Origin of the sequence: Streptomyces sp. TLI_053 (assembly GCF_900105395.1) — a bacterium.
In the GTDB taxonomy this organism is placed as follows: domain Bacteria; phylum Actinomycetota; class Actinomycetes; order Streptomycetales; family Streptomycetaceae; genus Kitasatospora.
This window is the reverse complement of record NZ_LT629775.1, coordinates 3,000,813-3,017,091: the sequence shown is the minus strand read 5'-3', so window position 1 is coordinate 3,017,091 and position 16,279 is coordinate 3,000,813. Positions and strand designations below refer to the sequence as shown.

13 protein-coding genes and 1 rRNA gene are annotated in these 16,279 nt (G+C 71.3%); 12 read left to right on the top strand and 2 right to left on the bottom strand.

The genetic code is table 11. The features are described 5' to 3' along the window. Positions 1 to 57 precede the first annotated feature (57 nt). From BLU95_RS11720 to BLU95_RS11710, 3 genes are all read left to right on the top strand, one after another. Entirely contained in the window at positions 58 to 2,604 is a 2,547-nt protein-coding gene (locus tag BLU95_RS11720) for an FHA domain-containing protein (protein ID WP_231978526.1), read from the top strand. A gap of 346 nt (positions 2,605 to 2,950) precedes the next feature. Beyond that, a complete protein-coding gene (locus BLU95_RS11715) occupies positions 2,951 to 4,093 on the top strand; it encodes a GAF domain-containing sensor histidine kinase (protein WP_231978740.1) in 1,143 nt (380 codons plus the stop codon). After that, a complete protein-coding gene (locus tag BLU95_RS11710) occupies positions 4,086 to 4,736 on the top strand; it encodes a response regulator (protein ID WP_173862035.1) in 651 nt (216 codons plus the stop codon). The genes BLU95_RS11715 and BLU95_RS11710 overlap by 8 nt, the downstream gene beginning before the upstream one ends. Positions 4,737 to 4,780: 44 nt before the next feature. Here the strand turns inward: BLU95_RS11710 and BLU95_RS11705 are convergent, their stop codons facing one another. After that, positions 4,781 to 5,581 (bottom strand): Rv1486c family protein, encoded by an 801-nt coding sequence (locus BLU95_RS11705; RefSeq protein WP_093859969.1) that lies wholly within the window; start codon positions 5,579 to 5,581, stop codon positions 4,781 to 4,783. A 147-nt stretch (positions 5,582 to 5,728) separates the two neighbouring features. Between BLU95_RS11705 and BLU95_RS11700 the strand changes: the two genes are divergently transcribed. From BLU95_RS11700 to BLU95_RS11670, 7 genes are all read left to right on the top strand, one after another. Further along, positions 5,729 to 6,520 (top strand): ABC transporter ATP-binding protein, encoded by a 792-nt coding sequence (locus BLU95_RS11700; protein ID WP_093859968.1) that lies wholly within the window; start codon positions 5,729 to 5,731, stop codon positions 6,518 to 6,520. Between the two features lie 216 nt (positions 6,521 to 6,736). Next, positions 6,737 to 7,159: an NfeD family protein gene (locus BLU95_RS11695; protein WP_030398242.1), complete on the top strand. Its 423-nt coding sequence runs from the start codon at positions 6,737 to 6,739 to the stop codon at positions 7,157 to 7,159. A 10-nt stretch (positions 7,160 to 7,169) separates the two neighbouring features. After that, on the top strand, positions 7,170 to 8,222 hold the full coding sequence (locus BLU95_RS11690; RefSeq protein ID WP_093859967.1) for an SPFH domain-containing protein: 1,053 nt from the start codon (positions 7,170 to 7,172) through the stop codon (positions 8,220 to 8,222). A gap of 186 nt (positions 8,223 to 8,408) precedes the next feature. Continuing rightward, complete coding sequence (locus BLU95_RS11685; RefSeq protein ID WP_093859966.1) at positions 8,409 to 9,167, top strand: sulfite exporter TauE/SafE family protein; 759 nt, start codon at positions 8,409 to 8,411, stop codon at positions 9,165 to 9,167. 17 nt (positions 9,168 to 9,184) lie between these two features. Further along, entirely contained in the window at positions 9,185 to 9,361 is a 177-nt protein-coding gene (locus BLU95_RS11680; RefSeq protein ID WP_030398239.1) for a DUF1272 domain-containing protein, read from the top strand. A gap of 37 nt (positions 9,362 to 9,398) precedes the next feature. Continuing rightward, complete coding sequence (locus BLU95_RS11675; protein ID WP_093859965.1) at positions 9,399 to 9,701, top strand: 4a-hydroxytetrahydrobiopterin dehydratase; 303 nt, start codon at positions 9,399 to 9,401, stop codon at positions 9,699 to 9,701. Between the two features lie 127 nt (positions 9,702 to 9,828). Continuing rightward, entirely contained in the window at positions 9,829 to 11,745 is a 1,917-nt protein-coding gene (locus BLU95_RS11670) for an outer membrane protein assembly factor BamB family protein (protein ID WP_093859964.1), read from the top strand. Between the two features lie 122 nt (positions 11,746 to 11,867). Here BLU95_RS11670 and BLU95_RS11665 read toward each other — a convergent pair whose 3' ends face one another. Then, positions 11,868 to 12,404, bottom strand: coding sequence for an HNH endonuclease (locus tag BLU95_RS11665; RefSeq protein WP_045940078.1), 537 nt, complete (start codon positions 12,402 to 12,404; stop codon positions 11,868 to 11,870). Positions 12,405 to 12,748: 344 nt separating this feature from the next. On the opposite strand from BLU95_RS11665, the gene tyrS reads away from it, so the two are divergent. Then, positions 12,749 to 14,011: a tyrosine--tRNA ligase gene (tyrS, locus tag BLU95_RS11660; protein ID WP_093864806.1), complete on the top strand. Its 1,263-nt coding sequence runs from the start codon at positions 12,749 to 12,751 to the stop codon at positions 14,009 to 14,011. 529 nt (positions 14,012 to 14,540) lie between these two features. Next, positions 14,541 to 16,064: ribosomal RNA gene (locus BLU95_RS11655) — 16S ribosomal RNA — on the top strand. The last annotated feature ends 215 nt before the right edge of the window (positions 16,065 to 16,279 follow it).

Here is a 16,279-nt window from a genome sequence, read left to right as displayed (position 1 = left end):
TCGCCCCACCTGGCCGGGGCGCACCATCGGGGGACCGAGAGAGCGGGGCAGGCGAGAGTGCCGCAACTCGTCATCGAGATCAACGGACAGCAGCGGGTCATGGAACCCGGGCGGTCCTACACCATCGGTCGCAATCCGCAGTCGGACTTCCAGTTCGACGACGCGCGGGTGTCCTGGCAGCACGCCACCATCTCCTTCAACGGGGCGGGTTGGCAGCTGGACGACCACGGCAGCACCAACGGCACCTACACGGGTGGTGCCCGCACCATGCAGGCCCAGCTGTTCCCGGGGGCCGTGGTCAACCTCGGCAACGCCGAGAACGGCCCCAGGCTCGCGTTCTCCGCGCCGGCCGCCCAGCAGGCCGCCCAGCCGGCCTGGCACGAGGCCGCCACCAGCCGGAGCGCCGCCCCGCAGCAGCAGTGGCAGCCCCCGGCGGCGCAGCAGCCCTACCCGCCGCAGCAGCAGTGGCAGCAGCCGGAGCCGCCGGCCCAGCAGCAGCCGTTCCCGCAGCAGCAGGGCTTCCCGGGGCAGCACGCCCCGCAGGGGTTCCCGCAGCAGGCGCCCGCCGCGCACGACGGCGGCCCGCAGCCGACGGTCATCCGCAACCTGACCGCCGGCATGAACACCATGCGGATCGGTCGCGCGCTGGACAACGACATCGTCGTGTCCGACCTCCAGGTCTCCCGCCACCACGCCGAGCTGCGCCAGCTGCCCGACGGCCGGTACGAGATCGTCGACCTCGGCAGCCACAACGGCATCTTCCTCAACGGCCAGCGGGTCGAGCGCCAGCTGATCGGCCCGCAGGACCGGCTGACGGTCGGCCACTCCAGCTTCGTGCTGGTCGGCGACCAGCTGCAGGAGTTCGTCGACACCGGCGCCGTCTCCTTCTCCGCCCGCCACCTGACCGTCGAGGTCGACTTCAAGGGCGGCAAGAAGGTCCTGCTCAACGACGTCAGCTTCGGCGTCCCGGAGAAGTCCCTGGTCGCCGTCATCGGCCCGTCCGGCTCCGGCAAGTCGACCCTGCTGCGCGCCCTCACCGGCTACCGCCCGGCCGACCGCGGCGACGTCCTCTACGACGGCCGCAACCTCTACAAGCAGTTCGCCGAACTGCGCTCGCGCATCGGTCTGGTGCCGCAGTCGGAGATCCTGCACAAGGAACTGACCGTCCGCACCGGCCTCAAGTACGCGGCCCGGCTGCGCTTCCCCGGCGACACCGAGCCGCGCGAGCGCGAGGCGCGGATCGACGAGGTGCTCTACGAGCTGCGGCTCGACAAGCGCGCGGACAACCGGATCACCGCGCTCTCCGGCGGCCAGCAGAAGCGTGTCTCGGTCGCCCTGGAGCTGCTCACCAAGCCCTCGCTGATCTTCCTGGACGAGCCCACCTCGGGCCTCGACCCGGGCATGGACCGCGAGGTCATGCAGATGCTGCGCGGCCTCGCCGACGACGGCCGCACGATCCTGGTCGTCACCCACTCGGTGGCCGAACTCGCGCTCTGCGACCGGCTGCTGGTGATGGCGCCGGGCGGTTCGGTGGCCTACTTCGGCCCGCCGGACGAGGCGCTGCACTTCTTCGGGTACGAGACCTGGGCCGATGTCTTCCAGGCCTTCGAGAACTACCCGGACCACGACTGGGCCGGCCGCTACCGCAGCTCGGTGCACCACCAGCAGTACTCGGCGGACGTGGAGTCCGGCGCGGTGCAGTCCGCCCAGATCGTCCAGGAGGCGGTCCGCCCGCCGAAGCCGCAGAGCTGGGGCTCGCAGCTGTGGACGCTGATCCGCCGCTACGCCTCGGTGCTCGCCTCCGACCGGGGGTTCCTCGCGCTGTCGGTGCTGCTGCCGGCGGTGCTCGGCGCGGTCAGTGTGCTGATCCCCAACGAACCGGGGCTGGCGCCGAACCCCAAGTCGCAGCTCGGCCTGAACAGCGGCGCCGCGACGATCATGCTGATCCTGGCGATCGGCGCCTGTTTCTCCGGCGCGGCGAACTCGGTCCGCGAGCTGATCAAGGAACGGGCGATCTACGAACGGGAACGGGCCACCGGCCTGTCCCGGTCGGCGTACATGATGTCCAAGATCATCGTGCTGGGCTTCTTCAGCGTGATCCAGGGCGCGATCATCTCCGCCGTCGGCTTCCTGCCGCGCAAGCTGCCCGCGCACGGCCTGGTGATCAAGGACCTGCCGATCCTGGAGATGAGTTTCGGCCTGATCCTGCTGAGCTTCGCCTCGATGATGTTCGGCCTGGCGATCTCGGCGCTGGTGAAGACCGCCGAGAAGACCATGCCGCTGCTGGTGATGTTCGCGATCATCCAGGTCGTCTTCACCGGCTGCCTGTTCCAGATCTTCTCCAAGCCCGGCCTGGAGCAGTTCGCCTGGCTGATGCCGGCCCGCTGGGGCACCGGCATGGTCGCCACCACGCTCGACCTCTCGCACCTGCTCGGCCCCTGGAACAAGGACTTCCAGAACCCCGAGTACGACGCGCTCTGGGGCCACAACTCGGGCCAGTTCTGGCTCGACGCCGGCGTGCTGATCCTGATGTCCGTCGTCATCGGCGTCATCGTCACCCGCCTCCAGCGCCGCCACGAGCCCGAGGTCATGCAGAAGGGCTGACGCCCGGCACCGCCACCAGCACGGGGGCGGCCCGTCCCGACCGGGACGGGCCGCCCCCGCGGCGTTTCCGGCCCGTTCCCGGTCCGTGCGCGGGGCCCGTCCGGCGCTCCGGCACGGCGGGCACGACCTAGGTCGCTGGACCTGCGCCCCACCCGGCCGGGGACCGACGCGCGGGCCCCGTGCACGGCGGTAGGTTGGCGTCATGCCCACCGTGCCAAGCGACCACCGGCACGCCGGACTGCTGCCCGCCGACCGGATCCCGGTCGGCCCGCCGCCGGACGGCACCCTGCCCGCCTGCGAACCCTGCCTGGCCGGCATCGAGGCCGTCAGCCAGGCCCTGCTCGGGATGAGCCGCCACCTGGAGGTCCGCGAGGTCCTGCGCCGGATCACCGCCTCCGCCCGCCGGCTGCTCGGTGCCGAGTACGCCGCCCTCGGGGTCCCCGACGACCACGGCGGCTTCGCCCAGTTCGTCGTCGACGGCGTCACCGACGAGCAGTGGCGCGCGATCGGCCCGCTGCCCCGGCAGCACGGCGTGCTCGCCGCGATGCTCCACGAGACCGGCCCGATCCGGCTCGACGACGTCCGCCGCGCCCCCGCCTTCGGCGGCTGGCCCGAGGCCCACCCCGGACTCGGCGCCTTCCTCGGCATGCCCATCGTCGACGCCGACCACGACGCCGAGAACGACGCCGAGAACGACGACGAGGACGCCGGCGAGGACGAGGACGGACCCGAGGTGCTCGGCGTCATCTACCTCGCGAACAAGAGCGGCGGCGGCGGATTCACCGACCACGACGAGGAACTGCTGCGGATACTGGCCGCGCACGCCGCGCTGGCCCTGACCAACGCCCGCCTCTACGAGCGCAGCCGCGAACTCACCCTGGCCGGCGAGCGCGCCCGGATCGCCCACGACCTGCACGACGCCGTCTCGCAGAAGCTCTTCTCGCTGCGCCTCACCGCCAAGGCCGCCGCCAAGCTCGTCGACCGCGACCCGGCCCGCGCCCGCGCCGAACTCGCCGAGGTCGCCCGGCTCGCCGCCGAGGCCGCCGACGAACTGCGCGCCGTCGTCGTCGAACTGCGCCCCGCCGCACTGGAGGAGGACGGTCTGAGCGCCACCCTGGCCTCCCAGGTGCAGGTCCTCGACCGCGCCCACAACGCCGACATCGCCTTCGCCGCCGACCGCGTCCGCGCCCTCCCGCAGACCCAGGAGGCCGCCCTGCTGCGGGTCGCCCAGGAGGCCCTGCACAACGCGCTGCGCCACTCCGGTGCCGGCCGCGTCACCGTCACCCTGGCCGGAACGCCCGAGCGCGGCGCCGTGCTGCGGGTCAGCGACAACGGCCGGGGCTTCGACCCCGGTGCCGTCCGGCGGGCCGGCCGGCACCTCGGCCTGGCCTCGATGCGCGACCGGGCCGCCGCCGTCGGCGGCCGGCTCACCCTGGACTCGTCCCCCGGAGCGGGCACGGTCGTCGAGATGGAGGTCCCCGGTGCCTGACACCCTGTCCGCGATCCGCGTCCTGCTGGTCGACGACCACCAGGTGGTCCGCCGCGGCCTGCGCACCTTCCTGGAGGTGCAGGACGACATCGAGGTGGTCGGCGAGGCCGCCGACGGCGCCGAAGGCGTCGAGCGGGCCCGCGCGCTCGACCCCGACGTGGTCCTGATGGACCTCAAGATGCCCGGCGTCGACGGCATCGAGGCGCTGCGCACGCTCAAGGAGGAGGGCAGCCGGGCCCGGATCCTCATCGTCACCAGCTTCACCGAGCACCGCACCATGGTCCCCGCGCTGCGGGCCGGCGCCGCCGGGTACGTGTACAAGGACGTCGACCCGGAGGCGCTGGCCGGCGCGATCCGCTCGGTCCACGCCGGCCACGTGCTGCTCCAGCCGGAGCTGGCGGAGGCCCTGCTCGCCGACGACGGCCCGCGCCCCCCGCAGGGCCGCGGCGGCACCCTCACCGAGCGCGAGCGCGAGGTGCTCGGACACATCTCCGACGGCCGCTCCAACCGGGAGATCGCGCGCAGCCTGCACCTGTCCGAGAAGACGGTGAAGACCCACGTCTCCAACATCCTGATGAAGCTGGACCTCGCCGACCGGACCCAGGCCGCGCTCTGGGCCGTCCGGCACGGCGAGACGCGTTAGGGCTCGTCCGACCCCTGGGCCCCGGCCCCTGGACCCCTGGGCCCCTAGGACTCCCGCTCGTCCACCAGCGCGTTGTACGCCGCCACCTGGGCCCGGCGGGCCGTGCGCCACAGCGGCGCCAGCGCCTCCTGCCGGGCCGCCATCTCGGAGGCGCTCACCGCCGCGCCGTGACCGCCGGAGGCGATCGACAGCAGCGCCGCCACCTGCCGGGCCGACTCCAGCACCCGCACCGAGCGCGGCGGGTACCCGGGAGCGAGCAGCTCGGCGTGCCCGCGCCGCCGGTACGCCTCCAGTGCCCGCAGCGCCTCCGGTCCGGCCCCGGCCACGTCCAGCCCGGTCAGCAGCACGGTGGCCCGGCGCAGCCCGTCGGCCAGCTCGAACTCGGCCTCGTGCAGCGAGGGCACGTCGGCCGGCGGCGCGTCGTTCACCTCGGAGCAGCGCCACAGCACGGTCGCCGACCGGTCCCCGGGCGGGCCGAACACCTCCACCTCGGGTACCAGCCCGAGCGGCACCCCGACCGCCAGCACGGCCTCCCCGGCCGCCAGCGCGCGGGCGTTGAACGGCGCCGGGCCGGTCAGGCCCAGCGGGTGCCCGGCCGACGGCAGGGCCAGCCGCAGACCCTTCACCCCGAGCACCCGCAGCCGTCCCAGCGCCCAGGTGAGCCCGTGCCGCTCGTCCGGGCCGTCCCCGGGCAGACCGGTCACCCGGTGGCTCTCGTCGGCCCCCTGGACCGCCGCCGCGGCGTTGTCGGGCGGCACCAGTCCGGCCAGCAGGGCGTTGCCCCAGGCGGCCAGCCGCCCCGAACGGGGCTCTTCGTACGGATTGTCGGCAGGTGTGGCGAGCATCCGGCCAGCCTACGGAATCGGCGGACACCCGGGTGGCGTAGGTTTGCCCATGCGCCTGCGGCGCACCCGTTCCGTGCCCACCGGCCGCCGGGACGGGACGCCGCTCGCACCGACGGCCGTATATCTGTTTTTGGGGAAGGCATAGGCATGAGCGACGTGCTGGAGCTGGTGGACGTTTCCGTGGTCCGGGAGGGGCGCGCGCTGGTCGACCAGGTCTCGTGGTCCATCTCCGAGGGCGAGCGCTGGGTCATCCTCGGCCCGAACGGTGCCGGCAAGACCACCCTGCTGCAGATCGCCTCCTCCTACCTGTTCCCGACCTCCGGCAAGGTCAGCGTCCTCGGCGAGAAGCTCGGCGAGATCGACGTCTTCGAGCTCCGCTCGCGGATCGGTCTGGCCGGCGCGGCCATGTTCGACAAGCTGCCCGCCGAGCAGACCGTGCTGCAGACGGTGCTCACCGCCGCGTACGGCATGACCGTCACCTGGCAGGAGTCCTACGAGGAGTCCGACGAGTCGCGCGCGCTCGCCCTGCTCGACCGTCTCGGCATGGCCGGGATGACGGACCGCCGCTTCGGCACCCTCTCCGAGGGCGAGCGCAAGCGCACCCTGATCGCCCGCGCCCTGATGACCGACCCCGAGCTGCTGCTGCTCGACGAGCCCGCCGCCGGCCTCGACCTCGGCGGACGCGAGGACCTCGTCCGCCGTCTCGGCGCCCTGGCCCAGGACGAGTTCGCGCCGGCCATGGCGATGGTCACCCACCACGTCGAGGAGATCGCCCCCGGCTTCACCCACGTCCTGATGATCCGCCAGGGCAAGGTGCTCACCGCCGGACCGATCGACACCGAGCTCACCGCCCGCAACCTCTCCAGGTGCTTCGGCCTCCCGCTGACCCTGGAGCGCCACGGCGACCGCTGGTCCGCCCAGGGCCTGCCGCTCGGCTGAACCGGCCCGGCCGGCGCCGGTCCGTCGGCGCCGGTCCGCGCAGGTCCGCACCGGCCGGGGCCGTTCCTTCCGCGGTCCGTCCGGGCCCCGGCGGGACGCCGGTGAACTCCGCCGAACCCGGCCGAACCGGAACCGGTCGCACGTGCGACCGGTTTCCGCCCCTCCACCTGCGGGAACTGACCGCGTCATAGGCCCTTCCCTCCCTAGGATGGACACGTGGACAGCTGGATCTGGTGGCTCCTGGTCGCCGTCGGCCTCGGCATACCGTTGGTGATCACCACGATGCCGGAGCTCGCGATGTTCGCCGTCGGCGCGCTCTTCGCGGCCGGCGTCGCCGGTCTGGGCGCCGACGTGGTGTGGCAGGTGCTGACCTTCGTCGCGGTCTCGGTCGCGCAACTGGTCGTCGTCCGCCCGATCGCCTACCGGGCACTGCGGAAGGGCCCGCAGATCAGAATGGGCATCGAGGCGCTCAAGGGCGCCACCGCGGTCGTCGCGGAGAAGGTCGACGGGGAGGGCGGCCGGATCAAGCTCAACGGTGAGATCTGGTCGGCCCGCGCGCTCCACCCCGAGCAGGTGTACCAGCCGGGTGAGCAGGTCGACGTCGTCGAAATCCAGGGCGCGACCGCCCTGGTCGTCTAGGGGAGAGTCAGTGGAACCCGTCCTTATCGTCCTGGTCGTCCTGGTCGTGGTGGCCTTCATCGCGCTGATCAAGACGATTCAGGTCATCCCGCAGGCCAGCGCCGCGATCGTGGAGCGCTTCGGCCGCTACACCCGGACGCTCAACGCCGGCCTGAACATCGTGGTCCCGTTCATCGACCGGGTCCGCAACCGGATCGACCTGCGCGAGCAGGTCGTGCCGTTCCCGCCGCAGCCGGTGATCACCCAGGACAACCTGGTGGTCAACATCGACACGGTGATCTACTACCAGGTCACCGACGCGCGAGCGGCCACCTACGAGGTCGCCAGCTACATCCAGGCGATCGAGCAGCTCACCGTCACCACGCTGCGCAACATCATCGGCTCGATGGACCTCGAATCCACCCTGACCTCGCGCGAGGTCATCAACGCCGGCCTGCGCGGCGTCCTCGACGAGGCCACCGGCAAGTGGGGCATCCGGGTCAACCGGGTCGAGCTGAAGGCCATCGAGCCGCCGACCTCGATCCAGGACTCGATGGAGAAGCAGATGCGCGCCGAGCGGGACAAGCGCGCCGCGATCCTCACCGCCGAGGGCAACCGGCAGTCCCAGATCCTGCGCGCCGAGGGCGAGAAGCAGGCCGAGGTGCTCAAGGCCGAGGGTGAGGCCCAGGCCGCCGTGCTCCGCGCCGACGGTGAGGCCGCCGCCATCCGGACCGTCTTCGAGGCGATCCACGAGGGCGACGCGGACCAGAAGCTGCTGGCCTACCAGTACCTGCAGACCCTGCCCGAGCTGGCCAAGGGCGACTCCAACAAGCTCTGGATCATCCCGAGCGAGGTCGGCGACGCGCTCAAGGGCCTGGGCGGCGCCTTCACCGGTCTGACCGGCGGCGCCAACGGCAGCGCGATGGCCGCCCCCACCGCGGCCCCGGCCGCCCCGCCCGCCGCCACCCAGGTGCCGATCGACCCGGCCGCCGGCCCGCGCCCGCTGGACACCGACACCAAGGGTGCCGCCCGGCCCCGGATCGACCCGCTCCGCGAGTACCGCAAGAACGACCCCGAGCAGTAGGCCGCGCGGCCTGCCCGCCGCCCACAGCGGTCCCCACCGAGGGCCCGCCCCCGTACCGCACGGGGGCGGGCCCTCGGGTCCGTTCGCCCCCGGTGTGTCCTACGTCCCGAATCCTGGGCGAGGGTGGTACCGGCACCCGTCCGTCCGGCATGATCACGGCGGCAGGACCCCAACGGGAGGTGGCTCATGACGGTCTGGGAGGCGATCGCCGTCCTGGTGGCGGGCGTCGGCGCGGGGATGATCAACGTGATCGTCGGCTCCGGCACCCTCATCACGTTCCCGGTACTGCTCGCCGTCGGACTCCCGCCGGTCACCGCCAACGTCTCCAACGCCTTCGGCCTGGTCCCCGGCTCGGCCAGCGGCGTGCTCGGCTACCGGCGCGAGCTGCAGGGCCAGGGCGCCCGGCTCGCCCGCTTCGGCACCGCCTCCCTGCTCGGCGGCGTCCTCGGCGCCTACCTGCTGATCGAACTGCCCAGCGCCGCCTTCGACGCGATCGTCCCGGTGCTGATCCTGCTCGCCCTGGTCCTCGTGGTGCTGCAACCACGGGTGGCCAAGGCCGTCGCCGCCCGCCGCCGCCCCGACGGCGATCCGCACGGCGGTCCGCTGCTGCTCGTCGGCATCTTCCTCACCGGCGTCTACGGCGGCTACTTCGGCGCGGCGCAGGGCGTCCTGCTGCTGGCGCTGATGGGCATGATGCTGCAGGAGGACCTGCAGCGGATCAACGGGGTGAAGAACGCCCTCGCGATGATCGTCAACGGTGTCGCGGCGCTGTTCTTCCTCTTCACCTCGACCGTGAACTGGGCCGCCGCCGGACTGATCGCGGTCGGCTCGCTGGTCGGCGGCATGGCCGGTGCCAAGGTCGGCCGCCGCCTCCCGCCGCAGGCGCTGCGCGCCGTCATCGTCGTCGTCGGCCTGGCGGCCGTCGTCAAGCTGCTCGCCACCTGAACCGTAGGGAGCCCGGCATGGCCCTGGAAATGCGCCCGATCTGCGAGCGCTGCGAGGTGTCGCTGACCCCGGACGGCCCGGCCTCTATATGTTCCTACGAGTGCACGTTCTGCGGGCCGTGCACCGAGGAGATGGCCGGAGCCTGCCCGAACTGCGGCGGCGAGCTGGTCGCCCGTCCCCGACGGACGGGCTGACGACCGACCGGCCGCCGGTGACAGGACAGGAGAGCCGATGAGCCGCGAACGGCTGACCGAGGACGGGATCACCGCCGGGATGGCGGGCCTGCCGCACTGGACGCGCGAGGGCGACAGCATCGTCCGGACCGCCGACGCCCCCGACTTCCCGGCCGGGATCCGGGTCGTGGTGGCCGTGGCGGAGGCCGCGGAGGCGATGGACCACCACCCGGACATCGACATCCGCTGGCGCACCCTGCGCTTCGTGCTCTCCACCCACAGCGCCGGGGGTCTCACCGCCCTCGACCTCGGCCTCGCGGCCCGGATCGACGCCGCCCTGGCCGCCGAGTCCGCGCGGTAGCGCGGATTCACCGGTGGACCGGTGCGGTCGGGGCCCGTCCGACCGCACCGGAACCGTCCGCTCCGCCCCGCTCCGGGGGCGTGAGATGCTGACTGCCGCATCGCAGGCGGTCGGGAGGACGGAACGGATGGCTCAGGATCCCCTCGGCGACGGCCACCCGCAGCAGTGGTACCCGCGGCAGGCGCCCCAGGAGTGGCCCGCCGGCCACCCCGGGCACCCGGAGTTCCCGCCGGGAGACGCCGAGTACCCCGCGTACCCCGACGGGACGGGGCAGGCCCACGCCGGGTACGCGGCGCAGCAGGCGTGGCCGGGGAAGCACGGACAGCAGGGGTACCCGGAGCAGGGGTACGGGCAGCAGGGGTACACCGAGCAGGACTACGCCCACTACGACCCGTACACCCCGCAGGCCGGGTACGGTCACCTCCCGCAGCAGCCCTGGGCGCACGGAGCCGTCGACGGGCCGGACCAGCAGCACCGGCGGTACGCGCCCTACGTCGTCGTCCCGCAGCAGCCGACCGGCGGGGAGCTGTACGCCCCCGCCGGGGCCGAGTTCTCCGACGACGGCTATGTGCGGCTGGAGCCGGAAGCGGAGCCGGAGCCCGCCGCCGAGCCCGCGCCGGAACCCGAGGCCGAGCCGGAACCTTCGGCGCCCTCGTCGCGGCGGGCGGACCGCACCGCGGGCCGGACCGGCATCGCGGACAGGGCCAGGGCCGCGGCGGACGCCGTCGTCGCCGCCGAGCACACCCCCGGCCGCCGGGCCCTGCTGGTGCGCACCGGGGCGGGGGTCGCCGCGCTCGGTGTCCTGGTCGCGGCCGGCCTCGTGGTCGGGCAGGAGGGCGGCGGCTCCGCCCGCAACGCCACCGGCGGCGAGCCGGGTTTCACCGTCGCGCACACCCGCACCTGGGCCGCCGGTGCCGCCGCCCAGCCCGGCGGTGACGACACCCTGGTCGGCAGCTGGCTGCTGGCGGGCGCCGTGGTCCGGGCCGACGCCACCGGCGTCCGTGCCTACGACCTCACGGACGGCCGTCCGACCTGGTCGATGGAGCCGCCCGCCGCCGGCGCCGTGCCCTGCGGCCTCTCGCCGACCGTCAATCTGACCGGCCTCGGCGCCGTGCTCTTCCGGCCCCGGGCCGACCCCAAGAGCCCCTGCTCCCTGGTCGCGGCCGTCGACAGCGGCACCGGCCGGACGGCCTGGACCAAGTCGCTCTCCGACGCCAAGGGCGCCTACGGCGCGAGCGTCGGGGTCACCGACGACAAGGTGATAGCGGTCGGCGACAGCCACGCCGTCGCCTGGGAGGCCACCGGCGGCAACGACCTCTGGCAGTACACCGGGCAGGGGAAGTTCTGCACCCTCTCCGGCGGGGCGTCCGGCGGTACCGTTCTGGTCGCCAGCTCCTGCGCCGACTCCACCCCCGTGGACCAGGCCGTCGCGCTGAACGCCGTCGACGGCAAGGTCACCTGGTCGCGCGCCCTGAACAACCAGCCGAGGACCGCGACGGTGCTCTCGGTCGAGCCACCGGTCGTCCTCACCACCGGCGAGAAGCCCGAGGACGACCGGGTCCTGGCCTGGGGCGCCAACGGCGACCCCGCCACCGAGATCCCGGTCGCGGGCTCGGGGGGCCGGCTCGACGTCGCCCACGGAATGTTCTCGGCCACTCCCGGGGCCTTCTTCCAGGACCGCACCATGATCACCACGGTCGCCCCCGCGAGCGGCGCCGGCGGCTCCGTCGCGGTGGTGGGCTACGACCTCGACAGCGGCAAGCAGCGCTGGCGCACCACCGCCCGGGAGAAGGGCACGGCCCGGGCGGTCGCGGTGGACGGCGGCGCGCTGGTGCTCGCGGTCGACGAGCGCCTCGACCAGCCGGCCCACCTCAGCCGCTTCGCCCTGGCCGACGGACGCCAGACGGTCGGCGGCAACTTCCCGCCCGGCACCGGTTCGCTGCTGGTCTCCGGGCGGGTGCTGATCGGCGGCGGCCGGGTCGTCGCCGTCCCCGAGCACTCGACCAACTTCGGCACCGCGACCGGCTACCGGGCGCAGGAGTAGCCCCCGCCCCCGCCCCTGCGCCGCTCCCGAGCTGTCGCGCCCCTGCCCGGCCGCGCACCGACTTCCCCCCGTCGACGCGCGGCCGAGCTTCCCCCCGGTCCCCCCTTGGTCCGGGTGCCGCCTCAGGCGGCGGACGGCGCCGCCGACGCGACCACCTGGGCCGGCAGCCAGGCCGCCAGCTCACGGACGTCCGCGCCGCGCAGGCCCAGCGCCATCATCAGGGTGGCCTGCGGCGTCGGCACGAACGGCCGGCGCAGCAGCTTCATCCCCGCCTGCTCCGGTGTCCGGTCGGCCTTGCGCTGGTTGTCCTCGGAACAGGCGGCCACCGTGTTCATCCAGGTGTCCGTACCCCCGCGCGACCTGGGCTGCAGGTGGTCCACCGTGGTGGCCCGCCGCCCGCAGTAGGCGCACAGGTGCTGGTCCCGGACGAGCACCCCGCGGCGAGACCACGGAGCCTGTTGTCGGAACGGCACCCGGACGTACCGCTGGAGTCTGATCACCCGCGGCACCGGTACGGTCACCCCCGTCCCGCGCACGGTGCGCAGTGGGTGGGCCTGCTCGACCACGGCCTTGTCCTGGAGCACCAGGACCACGGCACGCTGGAGCGACACCGTCGTCAGCGGCTCGTAGCTTGCGTTCAGAACCAGCGTGCTGCGCACCTCGGCCACCCTTCCGCGGGCGTGCCACGGCGGCACGACCGTCTCCACACACGTCACTGCCGCCGCGCGGCGGTGGGACCACTCTGAAGGGGCACGGGGCCGTCGAACAACGGAATTTCCGGTGTCACCGAGGGGCACGGCCACGACGGCACGCACGGGAACCGGATCCGGCCGGAACCGGGCCTTCCCGGAATCCGAGCCGCCCGGCGCGTCCGTGCCGGTGCGGAGAAAACTCGTTGGCCGGGACCGCGTAGGCTCTACAAAGCTGGAGCCGCCCCGCACCCGGGGCCCGGACGGACCGGGCCGGCACCGGGCGGGCGCCCGATCGAAGGAGAAGCGTGACCGTGACGGACATCGTCGACGAGCTGCAGTGGCGTGGGCTGATCGCCCTGTCCACCGACGAGGACGCACTGCGCAAGGCGTTCGCGGACGGCCCGGTCACGTTCTATTGCGGCTTCGACCCGACGGCGCCCAGCCTGCACCTCGGCAACCTGGTCCAGATCCTCACCATGCGCCGCATCCAGCAGGCGGGGAACCTCCCGCTCGGCCTGGTCGGCGGCGCCACCGGTCTGATCGGTGACCCGAAGCCCACGGCCGAGCGCGTGCTCAACGACCCCGAGACGGTGTCCGCCTGGGTCGAGCGCCTGCGTGGCCAGATCTCGCGGTTCCTCGACTTCGACGGCCCGTACGCGGCGCGCATGGTGAACAACCTGGACTGGACCTCCGGGATGTCCGCGATCAGCCTGCTGCGCGACGTGGGCAAGTACTTCCGCGTCAACAACATGATCGCCAAGGAGGCCGTCGCCCGACGGCTCAACTCCGACGCGGGCATCAGCTACACCGAGTTCAGCTACCAGATCCTCCAGGGCATGGACTACCTGGAGCTGAACCGCCGCTACGGCTGCGCGCTGCAGACCGGCGGCAGCGACCAGTGGGGCAACCTCACGGCCGGCACGGACCTGATCCGCAAGGCCGACGGCAAGTCCGTGCACGCGCTGGCCACGCCGCTGATCGTCAAGGCCGACGGCACCAAGTTCGGCAAGACGGAGTCCGGCACGGTCTGGCTCGACCCCGAGCTGACCACCCCGTACGCCTTCTACCAGTTCTGGCTGAACGCGGACGACCGGGACGTCCCCAACTTCCTGCGGATCTTCAGCTTCCGCTCGAAGGAGGAGGTCGAGGAGCTGGAGCGCGAGACCACCGAGCGCCCGGCCGCCCGCCTCGCCCAGCGCGCGCTGGCCGAGGAGCTGACCACCCTGGTGCACGGCGCCGAGCAGTACGAGCGCGCGGTCGCCGCGTCCAAGGCACTGTTCGGCCAGGGCGACCTCGCCGACCTGGAGGCCCCGACCCTGGCGGCGGCGCTGGCCGAGGTCCCCAAGGCCGAGGTCACCGAGCTCCAGCCGATCGTCGACCTGCTGGTCGCCGTCGGTCTCTCCCCGAGTCGTTCGGCCGCGCGCCGGACGATCAAGGAGGGCGGTGCCTACCTCAACAACGTCAAGGTGACGGACGAGGAGGCGGTGCCGGCCGAGGCCGATCTGCTGCACGGCCGCTGGCTGGTCCTGCGCCGCGGCAAGCGGAACCTGGCCGCCGCCGAGCTGATCAAGTGACCGAAACCCGATGCCGCTGACCTGCGGCTTCGACCATCAGGGGCGGGATCAAGCCGGATCCCGCCCCTGATGTTTGACGGTGTCCTCCAGGTGGACTAGTGTTGAACGAGTCGCTGAAACGGCCATCCCATCGAGTGCGTGTCGCTCGGAGCATGAATTTCGAGTAACTCTCGGAATGCGCTAATGTGGAGGACGTCGCAAGAAAGCGGCCCCGTCCAGTTCGGGAAATCCGATGAATGAAACTCCGGAAAACGGAGCGGAAAACATCTGATAAGCTGGGAACACGAAAGAACGAAGCGCCCGGAGGGCCGGTGTGAAAGCCGCCCGAAGGAAGTGTCCGCTCCTTGAGAACTCAACAGCGTGCCAAAAGTCAACGCCAGATATGTTGACATCCCCGGCCTCGGACTTGTTCCGGGGTTGGAGATTCCTTTTGAAGTAAACACTAGCGAGGACGCAGTGCGCGGGGCCGCCCTATTCCGGTGGTTGCCGTGCCGCTCGACGCGAGTGCTGACCCGATTACGGGTAATCATTCACGGAGAGTTTGATCCTGGCTCAGGACGAACGCTGGCGGCGTGCTTAACACATGCAAGTCGAACGGTGAAGCCCTTCGGGGTGGATCAGTGGCGAACGGGTGAGTAACACGTGGGCAATCTGCCCTGCACTCTGGGACAAGCCCTGGAAACGGGGTCTAATACCGGATATGACCCGGGACCGCATGGTCCTGGGTGTAAAGCTCCGGCGGTGCAGGATGAGCCCGCGGCCTATCAGCTTGTTGGTGGGGTAATGGCCTACCAAGGCGACGACGGGTAGCCGGCCTGAGAGGGCGACCGGCCACACTGGGACTGAGACACGGCCCAGACTCCTACGGGAGGCAGCAGTGGGGAATATTGCACAATGGGCGAAAGCCTGATGCAGCGACGCCGCGTGAGGGACGACGGCCTTCGGGTTGTAAACCTCTTTCAGCAGGGAAGAAGCGCAAGTGACGGTACCTGCAGAAGAAGCACCGGCTAACTACGTGCCAGCAGCCGCGGTAATACGTAGGGTGCGAGCGTTGTCCGGAATTATTGGGCGTAAAGAGCTCGTAGGCGGCCTGTCGCGTCGGATGTGAAAGCCCGGGGCTCAACCCCGGGTCTGCATTCGATACGGGCAGGCTGGAGTGTGGTAGGGGAGATCGGAATTCCTGGTGTAGCGGTGAAATGCGCAGATATCAGGAGGAACACCGGTGGCGAAGGCGGATCTCTGGGCCATTACTGACGCTGAGGAGCGAAAGCGTGGGGAGCGAACAGGATTAGATACCCTGGTAGTCCACGCCGTAAACGTTGGGAACTAGGTGTTGGCGACATTCCACGTCGTCGGTGCCGCAGCTAACGCATTAAGTTCCCCGCCTGGGGAGTACGGCCGCAAGGCTAAAACTCAAAGGAATTGACGGGGGCCCGCACAAGCAGCGGAGCATGTGGCTTAATTCGACGCAACGCGAAGAACCTTACCAAGGCTTGACATATGCCGGAAACGTCCAGAGATGGGCGCCCCCTTGTGGTCGGTATACAGGTGGTGCATGGTTGTCGTCAGCTCGTGTCGTGAGATGTTGGGTTAAGTCCCGCAACGAGCGCAACCCTTGTTCTGTGTTGCCAGCATGCCTTTCGGGGTGATGGGGACTCACAGGAGACTGCCGGGGTCAACTCGGAGGAAGGTGGGGACGACGTCAAATCATCATGCCCCTTATGTCTTGGGCTGCACACGTGCTACAATGGTCGGTACAAAGGGCTGCGATGCCGCGAGGCGGAGCGAATCCCAAAAAGCCGGCCTCAGTTCGGATTGGGGTCTGCAACTCGACCCCATGAAGTTGGAGTTGCTAGTAATCGCAGATCAGCATGCTGCGGTGAATACGTTCCCGGGCCTTGTACACACCGCCCGTCACGTCACGAAAGTCGGTAACACCCGAAGCCGGTGGCCTAACCCGTAAGGGGAGGAGCCGTCGAAGGTGGGACCAGCGATTGGGACGAAGTCGTAACAAGGTAGCCGTACCGGAAGGTGCGGCTGGATCACCTCCTTTCTAAGGAGCAATGTGCCGCTTGCAGGCGAATGTTCTGCACGGTCGCTCATGGGTGGAACGTTGACTATTCGGCACACTGGATCGGCTTCTGCAAGTACTGCTTCGGCGTGGAACGCGGTTGATCGATTCTGGGTGTCGGGCACGTTGTTGGGTCCTGAGGGAACGGCCGGAAGGCTGTTGCTTCAGTGATGCCGGTCCCATGCGAGGCAGCCTGC

What these genes read in the sequence shown, in the direction of transcription:
- BLU95_RS11675 (WP_093859965.1), top strand. Translation starts at nt 9,399, where the DNA reads ATGAGCCGCGAACGGCTGACCGAGGACGGGATCACCGCCGGGATGGCG.
- BLU95_RS11715 (WP_231978740.1), top strand. Translation starts at nt 2,951, where the DNA reads ATGAGCCGCCACCTGGAGGTCCGCGAGGTCCTGCGCCGGATCACCGCC.
- BLU95_RS11685 (WP_093859966.1), top strand. Translation starts at nt 8,409, where the DNA reads ATGACGGTCTGGGAGGCGATCGCCGTCCTGGTGGCGGGCGTCGGCGCG.
- BLU95_RS11700 (WP_093859968.1), top strand. Translation starts at nt 5,729, where the DNA reads ATGAGCGACGTGCTGGAGCTGGTGGACGTTTCCGTGGTCCGGGAGGGG.
- BLU95_RS11670 (WP_093859964.1), top strand. Translation starts at nt 9,829, where the DNA reads ATGGCTCAGGATCCCCTCGGCGACGGCCACCCGCAGCAGTGGTACCCG.
- BLU95_RS11705 (WP_093859969.1), bottom strand. Translation starts at nt 5,581, where the DNA reads ATGCTCGCCACACCTGCCGACAATCCGTACGAAGAGCCCCGTTCGGGG.
- BLU95_RS11680 (WP_030398239.1), top strand. Translation starts at nt 9,185, where the DNA reads ATGGCCCTGGAAATGCGCCCGATCTGCGAGCGCTGCGAGGTGTCGCTG.